The organism is Streptomyces sp. NPDC041068 (genome assembly GCF_040647455.1).
Classification (GTDB): Bacteria; Actinomycetota; Actinomycetes; order Streptomycetales; family Streptomycetaceae; genus Streptomyces.
Window position 1 is genome coordinate 401158 of record NZ_JBEZCG010000004.1, and the last position, 18534, is coordinate 419691.

General features: G+C 70.0%; 19 protein-coding genes. 13 read left to right on the forward strand and 6 right to left on the reverse strand.

Features of this window, described 5'->3' with window-relative positions; genetic code table 11:
• Positions 1 to 11: 11 nt before the first annotated feature.
• Positions 12 to 677: a response regulator transcription factor gene (locus tag AB0B50_RS11705; RefSeq protein WP_362328872.1), complete on the forward strand. Its 666-nt coding sequence runs from the start codon at positions 12 to 14 to the stop codon at positions 675 to 677.
• Complete coding sequence (locus AB0B50_RS11710; RefSeq protein ID WP_362328874.1) at positions 674 to 2131, forward strand: HAMP domain-containing sensor histidine kinase; 1458 nt, start codon at positions 674 to 676, stop codon at positions 2129 to 2131. Before AB0B50_RS11705 ends, AB0B50_RS11710 begins: the two co-directional genes overlap by 4 nt.
• A gap of 31 nt (positions 2132 to 2162) precedes the next feature.
• On the opposite strand, the gene AB0B50_RS11715 is transcribed toward AB0B50_RS11710, so the two are convergent.
• From AB0B50_RS11715 to AB0B50_RS11730, 4 genes are all read right to left on the reverse strand, one after another.
• Entirely contained in the window at positions 2163 to 2639 is a 477-nt protein-coding gene (locus AB0B50_RS11715) for a MarR family transcriptional regulator (protein WP_362328876.1), read from the reverse strand.
• A 118-nt stretch (positions 2640 to 2757) separates the two neighbouring features.
• Complete coding sequence (locus AB0B50_RS11720; protein ID WP_362329174.1) at positions 2758 to 3513, reverse strand: AIM24 family protein; 756 nt, start codon at positions 3511 to 3513, stop codon at positions 2758 to 2760.
• Between the two features lie 47 nt (positions 3514 to 3560).
• Positions 3561 to 4211 carry an AIM24 family protein gene (locus tag AB0B50_RS11725; protein ID WP_362328878.1) on the reverse strand — a complete coding sequence of 217 codons (651 nt, stop codon included), beginning with the start codon at positions 4209 to 4211 and terminating at the stop codon, positions 3561 to 3563.
• Between the two features lies 1 nt (position 4212).
• Entirely contained in the window at positions 4213 to 4851 is a 639-nt protein-coding gene (locus tag AB0B50_RS11730) for an AIM24 family protein (protein WP_362328880.1), read from the reverse strand.
• Between the two features lie 168 nt (positions 4852 to 5019).
• Between AB0B50_RS11730 and AB0B50_RS11735 the strand changes: the two genes are divergently transcribed.
• The 7 genes from AB0B50_RS11735 (at position 5020) to AB0B50_RS11765 (ending at position 12272) form a co-directional block, all read left to right on the forward strand.
• A complete protein-coding gene (locus AB0B50_RS11735; protein WP_362328882.1) occupies positions 5020 to 5364 on the forward strand; it encodes a DUF3817 domain-containing protein in 345 nt (114 codons plus the stop codon).
• Positions 5361 to 5654, forward strand: a complete 294-nt coding sequence (locus AB0B50_RS11740; RefSeq protein ID WP_362328884.1) for an MTH1187 family thiamine-binding protein — start codon at positions 5361 to 5363, stop codon at positions 5652 to 5654. Before AB0B50_RS11735 ends, AB0B50_RS11740 begins: the two co-directional genes overlap by 4 nt.
• Before the next feature lie 159 nt (positions 5655 to 5813).
• The gene (locus AB0B50_RS11745; RefSeq protein WP_362328886.1) at positions 5814 to 6524 is read left to right on the forward strand and encodes a hypothetical protein; all 711 of its coding nucleotides are present in this window, start codon (positions 5814 to 5816) and stop codon (positions 6522 to 6524) included.
• Entirely contained in the window at positions 6521 to 7204 is a 684-nt protein-coding gene (locus AB0B50_RS11750) for a DUF4166 domain-containing protein (protein ID WP_362328888.1), read from the forward strand. The genes AB0B50_RS11745 and AB0B50_RS11750 overlap by 4 nt, the downstream gene beginning before the upstream one ends.
• Positions 7201 to 7854 (forward strand): TetR/AcrR family transcriptional regulator, encoded by a 654-nt coding sequence (locus tag AB0B50_RS11755; protein WP_362328890.1) that lies wholly within the window; start codon positions 7201 to 7203, stop codon positions 7852 to 7854. The genes AB0B50_RS11750 and AB0B50_RS11755 overlap by 4 nt, the downstream gene beginning before the upstream one ends.
• Positions 7855 to 8462: 608 nt before the next feature.
• On the forward strand, positions 8463 to 10310 hold the full coding sequence (locus AB0B50_RS11760; RefSeq protein WP_362328892.1) for a cellulose synthase catalytic subunit: 1848 nt from the start codon (positions 8463 to 8465) through the stop codon (positions 10308 to 10310).
• Positions 10311 to 10313: 3 nt separating this feature from the next.
• Positions 10314 to 12272, forward strand: a complete 1959-nt coding sequence (locus AB0B50_RS11765) for a kelch motif-containing protein (protein ID WP_362328894.1) — start codon at positions 10314 to 10316, stop codon at positions 12270 to 12272.
• Between the two features lie 60 nt (positions 12273 to 12332).
• Here the strand turns inward: AB0B50_RS11765 and AB0B50_RS11770 are convergent, their stop codons facing one another.
• Positions 12333 to 13361, reverse strand: coding sequence for a glycoside hydrolase family 6 protein (locus AB0B50_RS11770; RefSeq protein ID WP_362328896.1), 1029 nt, complete (start codon positions 13359 to 13361; stop codon positions 12333 to 12335).
• A gap of 57 nt (positions 13362 to 13418) precedes the next feature.
• Complete coding sequence (locus tag AB0B50_RS11775) at positions 13419 to 14420, reverse strand: DUF5937 family protein (protein WP_362328898.1); 1002 nt, start codon at positions 14418 to 14420, stop codon at positions 13419 to 13421.
• Between the two features lie 146 nt (positions 14421 to 14566).
• Between AB0B50_RS11775 and AB0B50_RS11780 the strand changes: the two genes are divergently transcribed.
• The 4 genes from AB0B50_RS11780 (at position 14567) to AB0B50_RS11795 (ending at position 18533) form a co-directional block, all read left to right on the forward strand.
• On the forward strand, positions 14567 to 15838 hold the full coding sequence (locus tag AB0B50_RS11780; RefSeq protein ID WP_362328900.1) for an MFS transporter: 1272 nt from the start codon (positions 14567 to 14569) through the stop codon (positions 15836 to 15838).
• A gap of 10 nt (positions 15839 to 15848) precedes the next feature.
• On the forward strand, positions 15849 to 16358 hold the full coding sequence (locus AB0B50_RS11785) for a MarR family transcriptional regulator (protein WP_362328902.1): 510 nt from the start codon (positions 15849 to 15851) through the stop codon (positions 16356 to 16358).
• Between the two features lie 67 nt (positions 16359 to 16425).
• Positions 16426 to 16758, forward strand: a complete 333-nt coding sequence (locus AB0B50_RS11790; protein WP_362328904.1) for a DUF3817 domain-containing protein — start codon at positions 16426 to 16428, stop codon at positions 16756 to 16758.
• Positions 16759 to 16832: 74 nt separating this feature from the next.
• On the forward strand, positions 16833 to 18533 hold the full coding sequence (locus tag AB0B50_RS11795; RefSeq protein ID WP_362328906.1) for a methylmalonyl-CoA mutase family protein: 1701 nt from the start codon (positions 16833 to 16835) through the stop codon (positions 18531 to 18533).
• Position 18534 lies beyond the last annotated feature (1 nt).

The window sequence follows — 18534 nt, forward strand, 5'->3', positions numbered from 1 at the left end:
ACCCTGAACGCATGCGCCTGTTGATCGTGGAGGACGAAAAGCGCCTCGCCCTGTCCCTGGCCAAGGGCCTGACCGCCGAGGGCTACGCCGTCGACGTCGTCCACGACGGCATCGACGGGCTGCACCGCGCGAGCGAGGGAACGTACGACCTGGTCGTCCTCGACATCATGCTGCCCGGCATGAACGGCTACCGCGTCTGCTCCACCCTGCGCGCGGCGGGCAACGACGTGCCGATCCTGATGCTCACCGCCAAGGACGGCGAGTACGACGAGGCCGAGGGCCTGGACACGGGCGCCGACGACTACCTCACCAAGCCCTTCTCGTACGTCGTGCTCGTGGCCCGTGTGAAGGCGCTGCTGCGCCGCCGCGGCTCCGCGGGCCCGTCCCCGATCCACACGCTGGGCGACCTCAAGGTCGACACGGCCGCGCGCCGCGTCTTTCGCGGGGAGGACGAAGTCACCCTCACCGCAAAGGAGTTCGCGGTCCTGGAGCAGCTGGTGCTGCGGGCGGGCGAGGTGGTCTCCAAGGGCGACATCCTGGAGCACGTCTGGGACTTCGCGTACGACGGCGACCCCAACATCGTCGAGGTGTACATCAGCACGCTGCGGCGCAAGCTCGGCGCGGCCCTCATCAAGACGGTGCGCGGCGCCGGCTACCGCCTGGAGGTCCCGCGATGAGGAAGCTGTTCGGTTCCGTACGGTCCAGGGCCACGCTCGGCGCGAGCCTGGTCGTCGCCCTCGCCCTGGTCGCCGCGGGCGCCGCCGTGCTGCTCGCGCTGCGCGCCAACCTCACCGACCAGGCCGACTCGCGGGCCGCCGCCACCGCCCGCGAGGTCGCGCTGCAGCTCACCACGATCCGTTCGTACGCCGATCTGGAGCTGCCCGACGACGAGGACACGCCGGTCCAAGTCGTCGACGAGAAGGGCAGGTTGGTGGCGGCGAGCGACGATCTGGAGAAGATCAGCGGGACCGGGACCGACGAGGTCGGGCCCGGCTCCGCGCCCTCGGCCAAGCCGACCGGTGGCGACGAGGAGCCGGGCGAGCCGGGCGAGTCGGGCGACGACGAGGCCTCCGAGTCCGGTGAGGTCTCCGACGACGACCCCGAGTACAGCAGCGGCACGGCCACCGTCGACGGCGAGAGCGCAGACTTCCGTTTCGCCGCCGTCGAGGTGAGCACGGAGGCCCACGGCGACCTCACCGTCTACGCGGGCGCCTCGCTCTCCGCCGAACAGAGCGCGGTCTCCACGGCGTTGACCTCGATGCTGATCGGCTTCCCGCTGCTCCTCGCGGTCGTCGGCGGCGTCACCTGGCTGGTGACGCGCCGCGCCCTGCGCCCGGTGGCCGCCATCACCGAGGAGATGGCGGCGATCACCGCGTCGGAGGATCTCGCGCGCCGTGTGCCCGAGCCGGACACGCACGACGAGATCGCCCGCCTGGCCCGCACCACGAACGAGACGCTCACCGCCCTGCAGAATTCGGTGGAGCGCCAGCGCCGCTTCGTGGCGGACGCCTCGCACGAGCTGCGCAGCCCCATCGCCTCACTGCGCACACAGCTCGAAGTGGGCGCGGCCCATCCGGAGTTGCTGGATGTGGACGGCGCCGTCGAGGACACCGTGCGCCTGCAGGAACTCGCCGCGGACCTGCTTCTCCTGGCCCGTCTGGACGCGGGGGAGAAGCCCGGCGGGAAGCGGGTCGACCTGGCAGCCTTCGTCCGCGAGGAGCTCTCGCAGCGCACGCGGGACCGCGTCCAGGTGGACGCGGACCTCAAGAGCGTCGAAGTCGCGGGCTCCCGCGGCCAGTTGGCGCGGGTGCTCGGCAACCTCCTGAACAACGCACAGCGGCACGCGCGCTCCCGCGTCACGGTCACCACCCGCGGCGAAGGTGCCTGGGCGGTTCTCGAGGTGTCCGACGACGGGAGCGGCGTACCGGAGAGCGAGCGGGAGCGGATCTTCGAGCGGTTCGTGCGGCTCGATGACGCCCGCAGCCGCGACGAGGGTGGGGCGGGTCTCGGCCTCGCCATCGCGCGGGACGTGGCGGTACGGCACGGCGGCACGCTCATGGTCCGGGAGGCGCCGTCCGGTGGTGCGCTGTTCGAACTCCGGCTGCCCAGCCCTCAGTCGTCGGCGGATTGAGGGACGGTGCTGCCGGTCGCGTGGGGACGGGTCAGGGCTTGCCGCGCTGGGCGCGCAGGTGTTCCGCGATCGGGGTCAGGGCCTTGCGCAGATCGCTGAGCGCCTCCGGGGAGACGAGATCGACGAAGTGCCGCCGTACGGAGGCGACGTGGTGCGGCGCCACCTTCTGCATGGTCTCCATGCCCTCCTCGGTGAGGACGGTGTAGAGGCCGCGCCGGTCGGACTCGCAGTTCTCGCGGCGTACCAGGCCCGCGTTCTCCATGCGGGTGATCTGGTGCGACAGGCGGCTCTTGGACTGCAGAGTGGCCGCGGCGAGATCACTCATGCGCATCCGCAGCTCTTCCGATTCTGAGAGATGCACGAGAATGTCGTAGTCGTTCATGGTCAGGTTGAACGGCTGAAGGTCCTTTTCGAGCTGATACGTCAGCATCCTGTTGACCTCCACGTGGGTGCGCCAGGCGCACTGTTCCTCGTCGGTCAGCCACTGCGGGGCCGTCTCGGTCTCCATGGAATCGATTCTACCTAAGAAGTTGAAAGGTGAACGAATGGTGGGATGTGACGCGCCTCGCACACCCTGCCTCTCGGAGGGGCACAGGCGTTCGCCGTCACACTCCGCAGACTACCGCTCACAGCCCGAAGCGACGCTGGAGGTCCCCCAGTTGTCCGGGAAGGCGCGGTGCTCCCGGCTGCTGACCCGGTTGCCCCGGAGTGCCCCGCCCGCCGGGAACCCCTGCCTGCTGCGGCACCTCCCCGGAGGCGTGCTCGGGCATGAGCGCCTCGGTCGACTGGAGCAGGACCGTGCCGGCGCCGACGAACTCGAACTGGTGCTCCTCGCCGGACGTTCCGCCGATGCCGGTCAGTGCTCGCACGCCTCCGATCACCCCTGTGAGGTATCCGTGGTCGTAGTGATGGCACGGTGAAGGACAGTCCGCCCAGCCCACGAGTGCCTGTGGATCGACGCGGATCGGCGGCTCCATGAAAACCACGGGACCGTTCGACGCGGCGACGAACTTTCCGGTTCCGATCAGCGTCAGAAAGCCCGGAACGATCGATTGCTTGAGCGCGAGAGTTGGCTGAAAAGCGAGGAGGTTGCCGGAGCGAATGGTCAGGTTGCCCTCTTCGAGGTCGTACGAATTCACGTCGAAGGCCCGGTCGGCGAGGAGCATCTTGCCCTGACCGTCCGCCACGACCCAGTCGCTCGCATGCAGCGGCGAATGAAAGCTGGTCCGGACCAGGCGGTCGAGACGGCCGTGCCCGATGCCGTTGAAGTCGATCCGTCCGTAGTAGGCGATCATCTTTCCCTTCTGCAGGAACCACTGGCTCCCCTTGAGCTCCACGCAGAAGGTGTACGCGTTCACGTTGTCGTCGCTCGGCAGGGTCATGGGGTCGAGGACGGCGGGCGCGCCCGCGGGGGTCGAGACGTTGGGGTTCACAGCTTCTCCTCCGAGGCCTGGACGTACACCGCGCCGCTGCCCGAGAGCTCCAGCTGGAAGGCCTCGCCGGAGCCGCGGCCCACCATGTCGCGCCAATCCAGCGCCGTGGACAGCTTGTTGCGTACGTCACCGTGGTGCGCCACGTACGCCTGGGGGTCGACGTGGACCGGGCGCTGCGGGGTGATCGGAACCTCGATGACGCCGCCGTGCGCCATGACGGCGACCGCGCCGTGGCCCTTGAGGGTCGTGGTGAACAGGCCCTGGCCGCTGACCTGGCCGCGCACCATGCCCATGACGCCGCCCTGGGAGCCCATGAACATCGTGCCCTGCTGGAGCGTGCCGTCGAAGGCGAGGAGGCGGTCGGCCTCCACATAGAGGGTGTCTCCGGAGAGGCCGATCACCTGGATGTGGTGGCCGCCGTGCCCGAACAGGACCGTGCCGCTGCCCTCGACGGTCATCAGGGGCGTGGCCTCGCCCGCGACCCGGCGCCCGATCATGGACATCAGGCCGCCCTGCCCGCCCTGGATGTTGGGGGTGAAGGAGACGTCCCCCTTGTAGGCGAGCATGGCGCCGCGCTGGCTGAAGACCTTGGCGCCCGGCTGCACCGTGGCCTCGATCATCTTGGAGTTGATCTCCCGGAAGGGCATGTCAGACGTCCCCCGCGATCGTCGCCCGCTCGCTGGGCTGTACGTAGACGAGGCCGTCGCCCTCGAAGCGGATCTGGAAGGCCTCGCCGCCGCCCTCGCCCAGGAAGGTGCGGAAGGTGACGCCGGACTGGAAGCTCTGGCGGACGTTCCCCTGGTGGGCGATGTAGGCCCCCGGGTCGACCGTCAGGGGGTACTGCTGGGAGACGCGGAGGACCACCGCCGGGCCGTCGGAGACGATCGCCGCTTGGCCGGTGCCCTCGACGGTCGTCGTGAAGAGGCCGTTCCCCTGGGTCGCGCCGCGCAGTCCGGTGAAGCTGGTGCCCGTGCGCAGTCCCGCGTCGGTGCAGAGCAGATTGCTCGCCTCCACATAGAGCTTCTCGCCGCGCAGCTGTACGAGATTGATCTCGGTGGCGCGGTCGGCGAACCAGCAGGTGCCGTGCCCCTTCACCTCCATGACCGTCATCTGCTCGCCGGTGACGCGGCGGGTCACCATGCCCCTGATGCCCTCGCCGCCGCCGGTCATCTTCTTGAAGGCCATCTGGCCGTCGTACGCGACCATTGAGCCGTTCTTCGCTTTCACGGCGTCGCCCGTCATGTCGACGGCGAGCACTCTGCTCCCTTGGAGCCGGAACGTAGCCACGAATCGACGTTAGCCGCCGCGTACCCGCCCAGAACAGGGTGAAGGGCCCTGAGCGAACCCCCAGAACACCCCGATGTCACAATGGGGGTCGCTTGTGCGCGCGTTCACAAGATCAGCGCGCGCCGTGCGTACGCCCCCTCCCGCCGCCCACTCACCCGAAGGTGCTCCGTGGACATCAAGACCGCTTCCGCACTCCGCCGCCTCCGCCTGGTCTCGGCCCCCGAGGCCGTCTCCTTCCTGCTGCTGCTCGTCTGCTCGGTGCTCAAGCGGACCACGGACTTCAACGCCGTGCCGGCGATGGGCATGATCCATGGCGTGCTCTTCGTCCTGTACGTGGTCTTCTGGCTCGACGCCTGGAACCGCACGAAGTGGGACCTGAAGACCGCCGCCCTGTACTTCGTCCTCTCCGTCCTGCCGACCGGCGGTTTCTTCGCCGAGCGCAAGCTCAAGCGTGAGGCCGAGGCCGCGGTGATCGCCTCGCGCGCCCGCCGCGAGGGAGTCGTGGGCGCATGATCGTCGCCTTCTCCGTGACCCCGCTCGGTGTGGGGGAGGACGTCGGTGAGTACGTCGCCGACGCGGTCCGTGTCGTACGCGAGTCGGGTCTGCCCAACCGGACCGACGCGATGTTCACGTCCGTCGAGGGCGAGTGGGACGAGGTGATGGACGTCGTCAAGCGTGCCGTCGCCGCCGTGGAGGCGCGGGCGCCCCGTGTCTCGGTCGTCATGAAGGCCGACATCCGTCCCGGTGTGACGGACGGCCTCAGCTCCAAGGTCGAGACGGTGGAGCGCCACCTCTCCGAGTGACCCGCACGCTTCTCCGAAAGCCCCTGCCCTTCTGGGCGGGGGCTTTTTGCGTGCCCGGACATCGCGAGGGCCGCGCGAGGGCGACTTGAGCGACTGCTCAAACACCTGTACCTTCCGTTTAAGCAGTCGCTCAAAAACACGCTGACGTGGGGGTTCACCGTGAGTCTGTACATCGAGGCGCGGATACGCGCGGAGCTCGACGACCTCTGGGCACGCACCCAGGAGCCCGGCCTGCACCAGCGCTGGGACCTGCGTTTCACCGAGATCGACTACCTGCCGTGCGCGGACGGCGAGCCGCAGCATTTCCGGTACGCCACGCGCGTGCTGCCCTTCCTGACGGTCGCCGGCACCGGGATCTCCGCGGGCGAGAAGTGGCGGCCCGACGGCACAAGGACCTCCGCCCTGCGCTTCGCGTCGCCGCACCCGCTCTCCCTCCTCGAAGAGGGCAGCGGCTACTGGCGCTACGTACCGACCGACGACGGCGACGGCATCCGCTTCCTCACCGGCTACGACTACCGGCCGCGCTGGGGGCGCTTCGGGAGGATCGCCGACCGCGTGGTCTTCCGCCCCCTCATGGGCTGGGCCACCGCCTGGTCCTTCGACCGCCTGCGGCTCTGGCTGGAGCGGGGCATCACTCCCGAGCGCGCCCTCCTGAACGCCGCCGGGGACTTCGTCGGCCGGGTGCTGTGCGTGGTGGCCGCGATCCTCCTCGCCCCCATGACGGCCCTGGCGACGGCGGCTCTGATGCTGATGCTGCCGCCCCTGCCCACGACGCCGGCGGCCCGCCGCTGCCTGCGCACCCCGCCGGAACGCACGCGTGCGCCGCGCATCCTCACCCACCTCGCCACCGCCAAGGAGCAGCAGTCATGACGTCGTCGATCTTCAGGACCGTGATGGGTGCCGACTTCGAGCGGCTGCACCCGCAGCTCCAGCGCCGCTTCTCCGTGGGGCTCGCGAGCGGGGAGGCGTGCACGGGGAGGGGCGTCATGGACCGCATCTGGCACGGGCGCGGCTTCGTGAAGCCGTTCCTCGCGGTGGGCGGTACGCGGAACATCCTCGTCCCGCGGCAGGGCAGGAACGTCCCCTTCGTCATCGAGAACGTGCCGTACGCCGACACGTACGGCCGTGAGACGGTGACTTTCGTGCGCACTTTCGACCTCCCCGGCGGCCCACGCCGCTTCGACGCCCAGATGGTCCTGAGCCCCAAGGGCGACCGCGTGCTCGACTACCTCGGCACGCATCAGCACCTCGCCAGCGACCTGCACTTCCGTGCGGAGCCCGACGGATCGCTGCTCATCCGCTCCGGAGAGCACCGCTTCCGGGAGGGGCCCGTGGACTGCCGGGTGCCCGGACTGATCGGTGGTGACGCCGAGGTGCGGGAGTCCTACGACGACGAGGCGGGGCGGTTCCGCATTCAGGTCCGGGTGGTGAACCGTCACTTCGGACCGCTCTTCGGATACGAGGGTTCCTTCGAGGCCACGTACGCCGACGTCCTGCAGTGCGGGGTGCGCCCCGGGCTGCGGCCGGTGCGTGAGGAGGCGCGGGCGTGAGCGCGGCCAAGGATCCGGCCAAGAGCCAGGAGACGCGGACCAAGCTCCTCGACGGCGCCCTGCGGACGCTCACGGAGCAGGGCATCGCCAAGACGTCGGCGCGCAGCATCGCGGCGTCCGCCGGGGTCAACCAGGCACTGGTCTTCTATCACTTCGGTTCCGTGGACGACCTGCTGGCGGCGGCGTGCCGACATGGCACGGAGCAGCGGGTCGCGCGGTACCGGGAGCGACTCTCCGGGATCGACTCCCTCTCCGAACTCCTCGCCTTCGGGCGGGAGATGCACGAGGAGGAACGGGAGGCGGGGCATGTCGCGGTGCTCGGCCAGTTGCTCGCGGGCTCCCAGACGCAGCCGCGGCTCGCCGTGGCGACGGCGGCGGGTCTCGCGCTCTGGATCGAGGAGATCGAGAAGGTCCTGACGCGGGTCCTTTCGGCGTCCCCCCTGGGCGAGTTCGTCGATCCGGTCGGTCTGTCGCGGGCGGTGGCGGCGTCGTTCGTGGGCATGGAGCTGTACGAAGGGGTGGACGCGGAGGGTACGGAGCGGGCCCTGGACGCCCTGGAGCAGCTCTCGACGCTGGTGACGGCGGTGGAGGACCTGGGGCCCCTGGCCCAGCGAGCGGTTCGGCACCGCCTGCGCAGGACCCAGCGCTGACCCGGCGGTATCCCCTGCCCCGCCGCTCAGCGACGGATGCCTCCCATCCACCCGCCCGTTTGCCCTGCGGTGGACTTGTGCGCGTAGGAGCGGAGGGCGGGGTGGGGGAGGCGGTGGACTTGAGGCCGAGACGTCCCGCAGTCGCGTACGAGACGTGAGGGGACGTGGGGGTATGTGCGCACGGAGCACCGAGCACAAAGCTCACCCCAGCCGCAGCAACAAAGCCCCGCAACAAAGATGGCGAGTACGGACATACCCCCGCGGCCCCGCCCCGCGACTTGTCTCTGGGCGCAGTCCCTGGCCGGAGCCGAGCGTGGCGTGCTCGTCCCGCCCTGCGACTTGTCTCTGGGCGCAGTGCCTGGCCGGAGCCGAGCGTGGCGTGCTCGTCCCGCCCTGCGACTTGTCTCTGGGCGCAGTGCCTGGCCGGAGCCGAGCGCGGCGCCCCCGTCCCGCCCCGCGACTCGTCCCCAGGCGCAAACCCCGGCCGAAGCCGAGCGCAGCGACCCCGCATCGCAGGCCCCCCGCCGCAACCCCACAAAAACCGCCCAGCCTAAAACCGCTCGCACGGGCGAACACCGTTCGACACGCCGGGGAAACTCCACTTTTGTGTGGGTATCGACTCGTTCGATCACCAGAACAAGAACCTGGAGGGCGCTGTGCGGCAGCCGGACGGCTACGACTACGACACCCACAGCACGCTCGCCGGTCCGCTCGCAGAGCCGGACGGCGAAGGCGGCTCAGACGCCGGCGGCTACCGGGTCCAGTACCGCAAGCTCCTGTCCCGCGAGCCGCACCGAATACGCGCCGTCCTGCTGATGACGCTGGCGCCGCTCCTCACCGGCCTCCTCCTCGTCTATCTCGTCTGGCCCACCCACTGGACCGAACGCGAGGGCGGCGACCGCTGGCTGATCGGCCTCGACATCACGATGCTCGTCGCGATCGGCCTGATCGAGCTGTTCATGCTGGTCAACGTCATATCCATCGCCCACGCGACGATGGTGGCGCGGGATCCGATCCCCGTCGTCCCCGAAGAAGGCACCCGCGTCGCCTTCCTCACCACGTACGTCCCCGGCAAGGAGCCCCTCTCCATGGTCCGGGCCACCCTCGAAGGCGCCGTCCGGATCCACCACACAGGACCCTTCGACGTCTGGCTCCTGGACGAGGGGGACGACGCCGACGCCAAGGCCCTGTGCGAAGAGCTCGGCGTGCGCCACTTCACCCGCCACGGCGTACCGGAGTGGAACCGCAAGAAGGGCCCCCACAAGGCCCGCACCAAGCACGGCAACTACAACGCCTGGCTCGCGATGCACCACGCGGAGTACGACTTCTTCGCCTCCGTCGACACGGACCACGTCCCGCTCCCCAACTTCCTCGAGCGGATGATGGGTTACTTCCGGGACCAGGACGTCGCGTTCGTCGTCGGGCCGCAGGTCTACGGGAACTACACGACCCCCGTCACCAAGGCCGCCGAGTCCCAGCAGTTCCTCTTCCACGCGCTCATCCAGCGGGCCGGTAACCGCTACCGGGCCCCCATGTTCGTCGGTACGAACAATGTCGTACGCATCAGCGCGCTCACCCAGATCGGCGGTCTGTACGACTCGATCACCGAGGACATGGCCACCGGCTTCGAGCTGCACCGCCACCGCAACCCGGCCACCAGGCGGCACTGGCGCTCGGTCTACACCCCGGACGTGCTGGCCGTCGGTGAGGGCCCGGCCTCCTGGACGGACTTCTTCACCCAGCAGATGCGCTGGTCGCGCGGCACGTACGAGACGCTGTTCAAGCAGTACTGGAAGGCGCCGTTCACGATGCCGCCGGGACGGCTCTTCTCGTACTCGCTGATGCTCGTCTACTACCCCATGACGGCGGTCAACTGGCTGCTCGGCATCCTCAGTTGCGTGCTGTTCCTGTGGTTCGGGGCCAGCGGCACCCAGGTCGCCGCCTCCGTCTGGCTCATGCTCTACAGCGACGCGGCCGCCCTCCAGATCGGCCTGTACCTCTGGAACCGCCGCCACAACGTCTCCCCGCACGAGCCCGAGGGCTCCGGCGGCCTCGCGGGCATGGCGATGTCGGCGCTCTCCGCGCCCATCTACCTCAAGTCGCTCGGCGCGGCCTTCCTGCGCCGCCCGAGCCGCTTCGTGGTCACCCCCAAGGGCGGCGACGCCAGCCCGGACCGGCTGCTCACCTTCCGCATCCACCTCTTCTGGGCGGCGGTGCTCGCCAGTTCTCTGGTGGCCTCCTTCGTGCTCGGCCACACCCACGTGGCGATGCGCACCTGGGCGGTCCTCGCGCTGATCATCTCGCTGGCCCCGGTCGCGATCTGGACCTTCACCCTCGTCAGGGAGCGCAAGGAGGCCCGCCAGAAGGCCAATGCGCAGGCGGAGCCGCGGGGCGAGAACGCGGAGGGCGAGCCGGAGCCGGCGTTCGCCACCGGCACGACGACAGGAGGGAACTGAGCCATGGCCTACCGGCCCTCGAAGCGCACCAAGAAGACGCTCATCGGAGTCGGCGCGGGCGCGCTCCTGGTGGGACTGAACGCTCCCGCCGCGCTCTCCTTCGCCGAGGAGAAGTACTACGCGTACAAGATCTCCCAGCCCGGCTACAAGGCGAAGTACGGCTCCTGGAAGCAGGTCGCCATCCCCGAGGAGTTCCGCACCAACGCGATCCATGCCGCGCTCCTGCACACCGGCAAGGTCCTGATCGTCGCAGGCTCGGGCAACGAGCAGAAGAAATTCGACGCGGGGTCGTTCGACACGGTCCTGTGGGACCCGGAGAACGACACCTTCAAGAAGATCGAGACGCCCGAGGACTTCTTCTGCTCCGGGCACGCCCAACTCCCCGACGGGCGGCTCCTGGTGGCGGGCGGCACCGCGCGCTACGAACTGCTCGACGGCGAGGTGGAGCGGGCCGGTGGCGGCATGCGGGTGAAGAACGAGAACCCGGACAAGCCGGTGACCCTCAAGAAGGGCACCAAGTTCCGCTCGCCGTCCGGCATCGAGTACGTCAGCAAGTTCGACGTCGAAGTCCCCAGGGCCAAGCGGGAGTTCGAGATCACGTACTCCAAGTCGGGTGTGATGCAGCCCTGGAAGACGTCGGTCAAGGCGAGCGAGGCGCGCGTCTTCGTGGAGGCGAAGGAGGCGGGCAGGCAGTCGGTCACCGAGAAGTCGGCGCAGTACGAGATCGAGGGGCTGACCGGCGAGGACGCCGACAACACGTACGGCATCGCCGAGAAGATCGACATGGAGAAGCAGGACTTCCAGGGGATCAAGGCGGCGTACGAGTTCGACCCGAAGGCCGAGAAGTACATCCCCGTCGACCCGATGGACAAGGCCCGCTGGTACCCGACCCTCGTCGGCCTGGAGGACGGCAAGGTGCTCGCGGTCTCCGGCCTCGACGACGTGGGCGTGATCGACCCGGGCGACAACGAGATCTACGACCCGAAGACGAAGAAGTGGACGGACGGCCCCAAGCGCTACTTCCCGACCTACCCCGCGCTCTTCCTCACCAAGGGCGGCAAGCTCTTCTACCCGGCGTCCAACGCGGGCTACGGACCGGCCGACAAGGGCCGTGAGCCGGGCCTGTGGGACCTGGAGACGAACAAGTTCGAGAAGGTTCCGGGCCTGGAGGACCTCGACCAGACCGAGACGTCGGCGTCCGTGCTGCTGCCGCCCGCGCAGGACCAGAAGGTGATGATCCTGGGCGGCGGGGGAGTGGGCGAGTCGGAGAAGTCGACGCGGCGGACGGCCGTGATCGACCTCAAGGAGGACAACCCGTCCTTCAAGACGGGCCCCGAACTCCCGCAGGGCACGCGCTACTTGAACAGCGTGATCATGCCGGACGACTCGGTGTTCACGTCCAACGGCTCCGGCGACTACCGGGGCCGAAGCGCCAGCAACATCCTCAAGGCGCAGTTCTACGACCCCAAGACCAACGCCTTCCGCGAGGCCGCGTCGCCCAAGGTGGGCCGCAACTACCACTCGGAAGCGCTGCTGCTGCCCGACGGCCGGGTCGCCACGTTCGGCTCCGACCCGCTCTACGACAACGAACAGAACACCAAGCTCGGCCACTTCGAGCAGCGCATGGAGATCTTCACCCCGCCGGCGCTGCACAAGGGCGGCGAGGACCGCCCGGTCCTCGGCGAGGGACCGGAGGAGCTGGCGGCGGACGGCCGCGCCACGTTCCGCACCGATCACCCCGACAGGATCGCGTCGGCCCGTCTGATGCGGCCGAGCGCGGTGACGCACACGACGGACGTCGAGCAGCGGTCGATCGCGCTGGACGTCAGCAAGGGCAAGGGCTCGGTGACGGTGGACGTGCCGCGGGACGACGCCGCATTGGTGCCGCCCGGCTGGTACATGCTGTTCGTCACGGACGAGGACGGGGTTTCGTCCGAGGCCAAGTGGATTCATGTGAAGTGACTTGAGATGGGTGGGGAGCCGCGGGTTCGTCGTGGCTTGTCGCGCAGTTCCCCGCGCCCCTTACGGGGCCGACTTCGCGTTCCGCGCCAGCCCCAGCGCATAGTCCGGCCACCACTGCCCCGCCGCCGGGCCGCCCCGGCACGGACCGTCCGAGTCGCCCGGCCGCTTGATCCACAGGACGGCGTCGAGGAGGGGGTCGCCCGTGCGGTCGGTGGGCGGGGTGCCGAGGCCACGGCCCGGCGGGTTGCACCAGGCGTCCTGGCGGTCGCCCGCCAGCGGGCCCTTGCCGTTGCGGCTGGTGTCCATGACGAAGTGCTTGCCGTCGACCGTGGCCGACAGGGCGCGTCCGTACGCCTTGGTGGTCTCGTCGCTCTGGAAGTTGGAGACGTTCAGGGAGAAGCCGTCGGCCTGCGCGATGCCCGCCTTCTTCAGCGGCTCGGTGAGCTTGCGCGCGTCCGAGATCCAGCCGGGGTTCCCCGCGTCGAGGTAGACCTTCACCTTCGGCTGCCGCTTGAGCCGCTGGATCGCCTCGGAGAGCAGCTGGTAGCGGTCCGCGTGGTACTCGGCGGGGGTGCAGCCGTCCACGATGTGCGGGATCGCGTCGGGCTCCAGGACGACCAGGGCGGGGGCGGTGCCGATCGCGTCGGCGAAGGCGTTCACCCAGGTCCGGTAGTAGTCCGCGCTGCCCGCGCCGCCCGCGGAGTGCTGGCCGCAGTCGCGGTGCGGGATGTTGTACGCGACGAGCACGGCGGTGCGGCCCTCCTCGGCCGCGCCCCGCGTCGCCTCCGCGATGTCGGGCGCCGGGTTGTCCCCGGCGGGCCACACGGCCATCGGCCGCTCCGAGATGCGCTTGAGCGCCTCGGCGTCCTGGGCGCGGCCCGCCTGCTGCCACTCCTGGACCTGCCGGGCCGCGGCGCTGTCGGGGTCGACCCAGAAGGTGCTCGGCGGGGTCTTCGCACCGTCGGTCGCGGGGGCGCGGACGGCGGAGGTGTCCTTCGCGCCGGACCCGGAGTCGGCGGAGCAGCCCGTGGAGAGCCCGAGGGCGGCGAGTGCCGCGAGTGCCGTGAACGTGCGGAGCAGCCGGTGCATCCAGCCCCCTTGGGCGACGGTGACGGTCAGTCAGCCCGGCAATCGTGGCATAAAGGGCTAATCCAGCTCTTGTGCCACACCGCCGCCGGTGACGAGCGCGATGCCGAGCGGCGTGCACTCGTAGAACACCTGGTGCCCGTACCGCCGCGACACCAGAAGGCCGGCGCCCCGTAGCGCCCCCAGGTGCGCCGACACCGACGACGGCGCGAGCCCGACGCGGTGCGCGAGCCCCGACGTGGTGGCGGGCGCGTCGAGCGCGGCGAGCACCGTGGCGCGACCGCGCCCCAGGAGACGTACGAGGGATTCGGGCGTACGTTCCGACGGCTCGGCCCACAGGCCCGCGATGCCCCGCACCGGATAGGCGAGCGTCGGCTGCCACGGAGGTTCGAAGCCGCTGATCACGTCCGGCCACGAGAAGACGCTCGGGATCAGGACCAGTCCTTGGCCCCTCAAGTGCCGCACATGCTCCTCGCGCCACTCGACGGTCAGCGTGCCCGCGTCCCAGGACAGACGGTGGTCGAGCTCGGGCAGCAGACCGCCGAGGCCGACCTCCGCGAGCCGCCGCGAGTGGAAGGCGACGTCGGCCTCCAGGAGCGCCCGCAGCCGCGGCCAGTCCGGCTCGATCAGCGCGTGCCAGGCGGCCTCCAGGGCATCCGCAAGCTCCCGCACCGCCCCGGCCGGATCGGCGAGCAGGGCTTGGCCCTTCGGCGACTCGGCGGCCCCCGGCGTGCAGGCGAGCGCCCGCGCCATGTCCTCCCGCGCCGCATCGGGATCGGAGGCCCGCACCCCGGCGATCTCCTCCTCGAAGCGGGCGGCGGGCCCGATCGGCGGCGGCCCCAGGAAGTCGGGGGAGTGCCCGTGCCGCGGCATCAGGAGCCACAGCGCGCCGAGGTCGATACCACGGCCCGCCTCCTGGATGCGGCGCAGCCAGTGCGGGTGGTAGCCGTGCCGGTCACGCCGCTTGAGGGTGCGCACGGCCTCCTGCGTCTCCCACAGCGGCGACACCGCGAACCGGCAGCGCAGCAGATCGTCCTGCCCGAAGTGAATGTGGTACGGCACGCAGGCCCCTCCCTCGCTGTGCGTCGAACCTCCTTCGCGGTGCGCCGAAGAATCCCCGCGGTGCGCCGAAGAGTCCCCGCCCCGAACAAGATTCGCCCCAGGCCGAAACTCTAGGCCCGGCGCCGCCCTCGCGTGAGGCTGCCGGCATGCCAGAAGAGCCCACCGGGTACACCCGTGTCCTCGCCGTGCGGGAGTTCCGCGCGGTCTTCGTCGCGCACGCGCTCTCCCTGCTCGGCGTCGTCGTCAGCGAGATCGCCCTGACCGTGCTGGTCTACGGGCTCACCGGGTCGCCCCTCCTCAGTGCCCTCACCTTCGCGCTCGGGATGCTGCCCTACCTCGTGGGCGGGACCCTGCTGTCCGGCATCGCCGACCGCTGCCCGCCGCGCCGGGTGCTCGTCCTGTGCGACGTGCTGTGTGCCGGGTGCGCGCTCCTCATGGCGCTGCCCGCCACCCCTGTCTACGGACTGCTCGCCCTGCGCTGCGCCATCGCCCTCGTCTCGCCCGTCTTCAACGGCACGCGCATGGCGACCCTCACCGACATCCTCGGCGACGGCGACCTCTTCGTACTCGGCCGCTCCCTGCTGCGCATCGTCTCGCAGAGCTCCCTCCTGGTCGGCTTCGGGCTCGGCGGCGTCCTGCTGACCGTCGTCCCGCCGCGCGGCGCGCTCGTCATCACGGTGGGTACGTTTGCCGCCTCCGCGCTGCTGCTGCGCTTCGGCACCGAGCGGCGTCCCGCGCGCGGGGGCGGCGACACGGGCCAGGCCCTGATGCGGCACTCGCTCAGCGGCGTCCGGCAGGTGTTCGGCAACCGGCGGGTGCGCGCACTGACGCTGCTCTTCTGGGTGCCGCCGATGTTCATGGTCGCCCCGGAGGTCCTCTCCGCCCCCTACGCGGACCAGATCGGCATCGGCGTCGCGGGCGTCGGCCTGCTGATGTGCGCGCTGCCGGTGGGCACCATCGCCGGAGAGCTGTACGCGGGCTCCGCGCTGTCCGCAGCGACGCGCTCCCGCATCGTGCTGCCCCTCGCCGCGCTCACGCTGGTCCCGCTGGTCGGGTACGCCCTTGCGCCCGGCCTCGTCCCCGCTCTCGCCCTCCTCGCGCTCGCCGGCGCCGGGTCGGCGTACACCCTGGGCCTTGACCGCTGGTTCGTCGACGCCGTGCCCGAGGAACTGCGGGGCCGGGCGATGACCGTGCTCACCGCCGGGCAGATGACGGTCCAGGGGATCGGGATGTCCCTGGCCGGGCTCGCCGCCGAGTTCCTCGCGGTGAGCACGGTCGTCGCGGGCGCCGGTCTGCTCGGTGCGCTCTGCTGTCTCCTCCTGGTGGTGGAGGTGCGGCGCACGGGCGGTCATGCGGCTCCACGGGAACGTACGCCCGAATTGCGAGACAGGGCTGACCAACATATGACCGGCGGGTAAGGTCGTTGCCGTGCCGAAGCCGCTCAGCCTCCCCTTCGATCCGATCGCCCGCGCCGACGAGCTCTGGAAGCAGCGCTGGGGGTCGGTCCCGGCCATGGGTGCGATCACCTCGATCATGCGGGCGCACCAGATCCTGCTCGCCGAGGTCGACGCGGTCGTCAAGCCGTACGGACTCACGTTCGCGCGCTATGAGGCGCTGGTCCTGCTCACCTTCTCGCAGGCCGGCGAGTTGCCGATGTCGAAGATCGGCGAGCGGCTCATGGTGCACCCCACGTCCGTGACCAACACCGTCGACCGGCTCGTGAAGTCGGGCCTCGTCGACAAGCGCCCGAACCCGAACGACGGCCGCGGCACGCTCGCCTCCATCACGGAGAAGGGCCGCGAGGTCGTCGAGTCCGCCACGCGCGAGCTGATGGCGATGGACTTCGGTCTCGGGGTGTACGACGCGGAGGAGTGCGCGGAGATCTTCGCGATGCTGCGGCCCCTGCGGGTGGCCGCCGAGGACTTCGAGGAGAAGTAGAGCCGCCGGTTCCGTTCGGGGCGGGGGCGGCGAAGATCGCGCAAAACCGGCGGTTACGCTCATAGGCATGAAGCGAAGCGTGCTGACCCGCTACCGGGTGATGGCCTACGTCACCGCCATCATGTTGCTCGTCCTGTGCACCTGCATGGTGTTCAAGTACGGCTTCGACAAGGGCGAGGGTCTGACGCTCGTCGTGTCGCAGGTCCACGGCGTGCTCTACATCATTTACCTGATCTTCGCCTTCGACCTGGGCTCCAAGGCGAAGTGGCCGTTCGGCAAGCTCCTGTGGGTGCTCGTGTCCGGCACGATTCCGACCGCCGCGTTCTTCGTCGAGCGGGGCGTCGTCCGCGAGGTCGAGCCGCTGATCACCGACGGCTCCGCGGTCACCGCCAAGGCGTAATACCCACCGCCACGGACAGGTCCGTGGCGGTCTGCCATCGACATTTACTAGGACGTCCTAGTAAATTCGAAGGCATGGACGCTGACGCGATCGAGGAAGGCCGCCGACGCTGGCAGGCCCGTTACGACAAGGCCCGCAAGCGGGACGCGGACTTCACCACGCTCTCCGGCGACCCGGTCGACCCGGTGTACGGGCCCCGCCCCGGAGACACGTACGACGGGTTCGAGCGGATCGGCTGGCCCGGCGAATACCCCTTCACGCGCGGGCTCTACCCGACCGGGTACCGCGGCAGGACCTGGACCATCCGCCAGTTCGCCGGCTTCGGCAACGCCGAGCAGACGAACGAGCGCTACAAGATGATCCTGGCCAACGGCGGCGGCGGCCTCTCCGTCGCCTTCGACATGCCGACCCTGATGGGCCGCGACTCCGACGACCCGCGCTCGCTCGGCGAGGTCGGGCACTGCGGCGTCGCCATCGACTCGGCCGCCGACATGGAGGTCCTCTTCAAGGACATCCCGCTCGGCGACGTGACCACGTCCATGACGATCAGCGGGCCCGCCGTCCCGGTGTTCTGCATGTACCTCGTCGCCGCCGAGCGGCAGGGCGTCGACCCCGGCGTCCTCAACGGCACGCTGCAGACCGACATCTTCAAGGAGTACATCGCGCAGAAGGAGTGGCTCTTCCAGCCCGAGCCGCACCTGCGCCTCATCGGCGACCTGATGGAGCACTGCGCGCGCGACATCCCCGCGTACAAGCCGCTCTCCGTCTCCGGGTACCACATCCGCGAGGCCGGGGCGACGGCCGCGCAGGAGCTGGCGTACACGCTGGCCGACGGGTTCGGCTATGTGGAGCTGGGGCTCAGCCGCGGCCTCGACGTGGACGTCTTCGCGCCCGGCCTCTCCTTCTTCTTCGACGCGCACGTCGACTTCTTCGAGGAGATCGCCAAGTTCCGCGCCGCGCGCCGCATCTGGGCCCGCTGGCTGCGCGACGAGTACGGCGCCAAGACCGACAAGGCCCAGTGGCTGCGCTTCCACACGCAGACCGCTGGTGTCTCGCTCACCGCCCAGCAGCCGTACAACAACGTCGTCCGTACGGCGGTGGAGGCGCTCGCCGCGGTCCTCGGCGGCACCAACTCCCTGCACACCAACGCCCTCGACGAGACCCTCGCGCTGCCGAGCGAGCAGGCCGCGGAGATCGCGCTCCGTACGCAGCAGGTCCTCATGGAGGAGACCGGCGTCGCCAACGTGGCGGACCCGCTGGGCGGTTCCTGGTACATCGAGCAGCTCACCGACCGCATCGAGGCCGACGCCGAGAAGATCTTCGAGCAGATCAAGGAGCGCGGGCGCCGGGCGCACCCGGACGGCAGGCATCCGATCGGGCCGATCACCTCGGGCATCCTGCGGGGCATCGAGGACGGCTGGTTCACCGGGGAGATCGCCGAGTCCGCCTTCCAGTACCAGCAGTCTCTGGAGAAGGGTGACAAGCGGGTCGTCGGTGTCAATGTGCACCACGGTTCCGTCACCGGGGACCTGGAGATCCTGCGGGTCAGCCATGAGGTGGAGCGGGAGCAGGTCCGGGTTCTCGGTGGTCGTAAGGAGGCGCGGGACGAGGAGCGGGTCCGTGCGTCGCTCGATGCGATGCTTTCCGCCGCGCGGGACGGGTCCAACATGATCGGGCCCATGCTGGATGCGGTTCGGGCCGAGGCGACGCTCGGGGAGATCTGTGGCGTGCTGCGGGACGAGTGGGGGATTTACGTGGAGCCGCCGGGGTTCTAGG

Coding starts and splice junctions, on each gene's coding strand:
- AB0B50_RS11705 (WP_362328872.1), top strand. CDS start 12: ATGCGCCTGTTGATCGTGGAGGACGAAAAGCGCCTCGCCCTGTCCCTG.
- AB0B50_RS11710 (WP_362328874.1), top strand. CDS start 674: ATGAGGAAGCTGTTCGGTTCCGTACGGTCCAGGGCCACGCTCGGCGCG.
- AB0B50_RS11715 (WP_362328876.1), bottom strand. CDS start 2,639: ATGGAGACCGAGACGGCCCCGCAGTGGCTGACCGACGAGGAACAGTGC.
- AB0B50_RS11720 (WP_362329174.1), bottom strand. CDS start 3,513: ATGACCCTGCCGAGCGACGACAACGTGAACGCGTACACCTTCTGCGTG.
- AB0B50_RS11725 (WP_362328878.1), bottom strand. CDS start 4,211: ATGCCCTTCCGGGAGATCAACTCCAAGATGATCGAGGCCACGGTGCAG.
- AB0B50_RS11740 (WP_362328884.1), top strand. CDS start 5,361: ATGATCGTCGCCTTCTCCGTGACCCCGCTCGGTGTGGGGGAGGACGTC.
- AB0B50_RS11750 (WP_362328888.1), top strand. CDS start 6,521: ATGACGTCGTCGATCTTCAGGACCGTGATGGGTGCCGACTTCGAGCGG.
- AB0B50_RS11765 (WP_362328894.1), top strand. CDS start 10,314: ATGGCCTACCGGCCCTCGAAGCGCACCAAGAAGACGCTCATCGGAGTC.
- AB0B50_RS11770 (WP_362328896.1), bottom strand. CDS start 13,361: ATGCACCGGCTGCTCCGCACGTTCACGGCACTCGCGGCACTCGCCGCC.
- AB0B50_RS11780 (WP_362328900.1), top strand. CDS start 14,567: ATGCCAGAAGAGCCCACCGGGTACACCCGTGTCCTCGCCGTGCGGGAG.
- AB0B50_RS11790 (WP_362328904.1), top strand. CDS start 16,426: ATGAAGCGAAGCGTGCTGACCCGCTACCGGGTGATGGCCTACGTCACC.
- AB0B50_RS11795 (WP_362328906.1), top strand. CDS start 16,833: ATGGACGCTGACGCGATCGAGGAAGGCCGCCGACGCTGGCAGGCCCGT.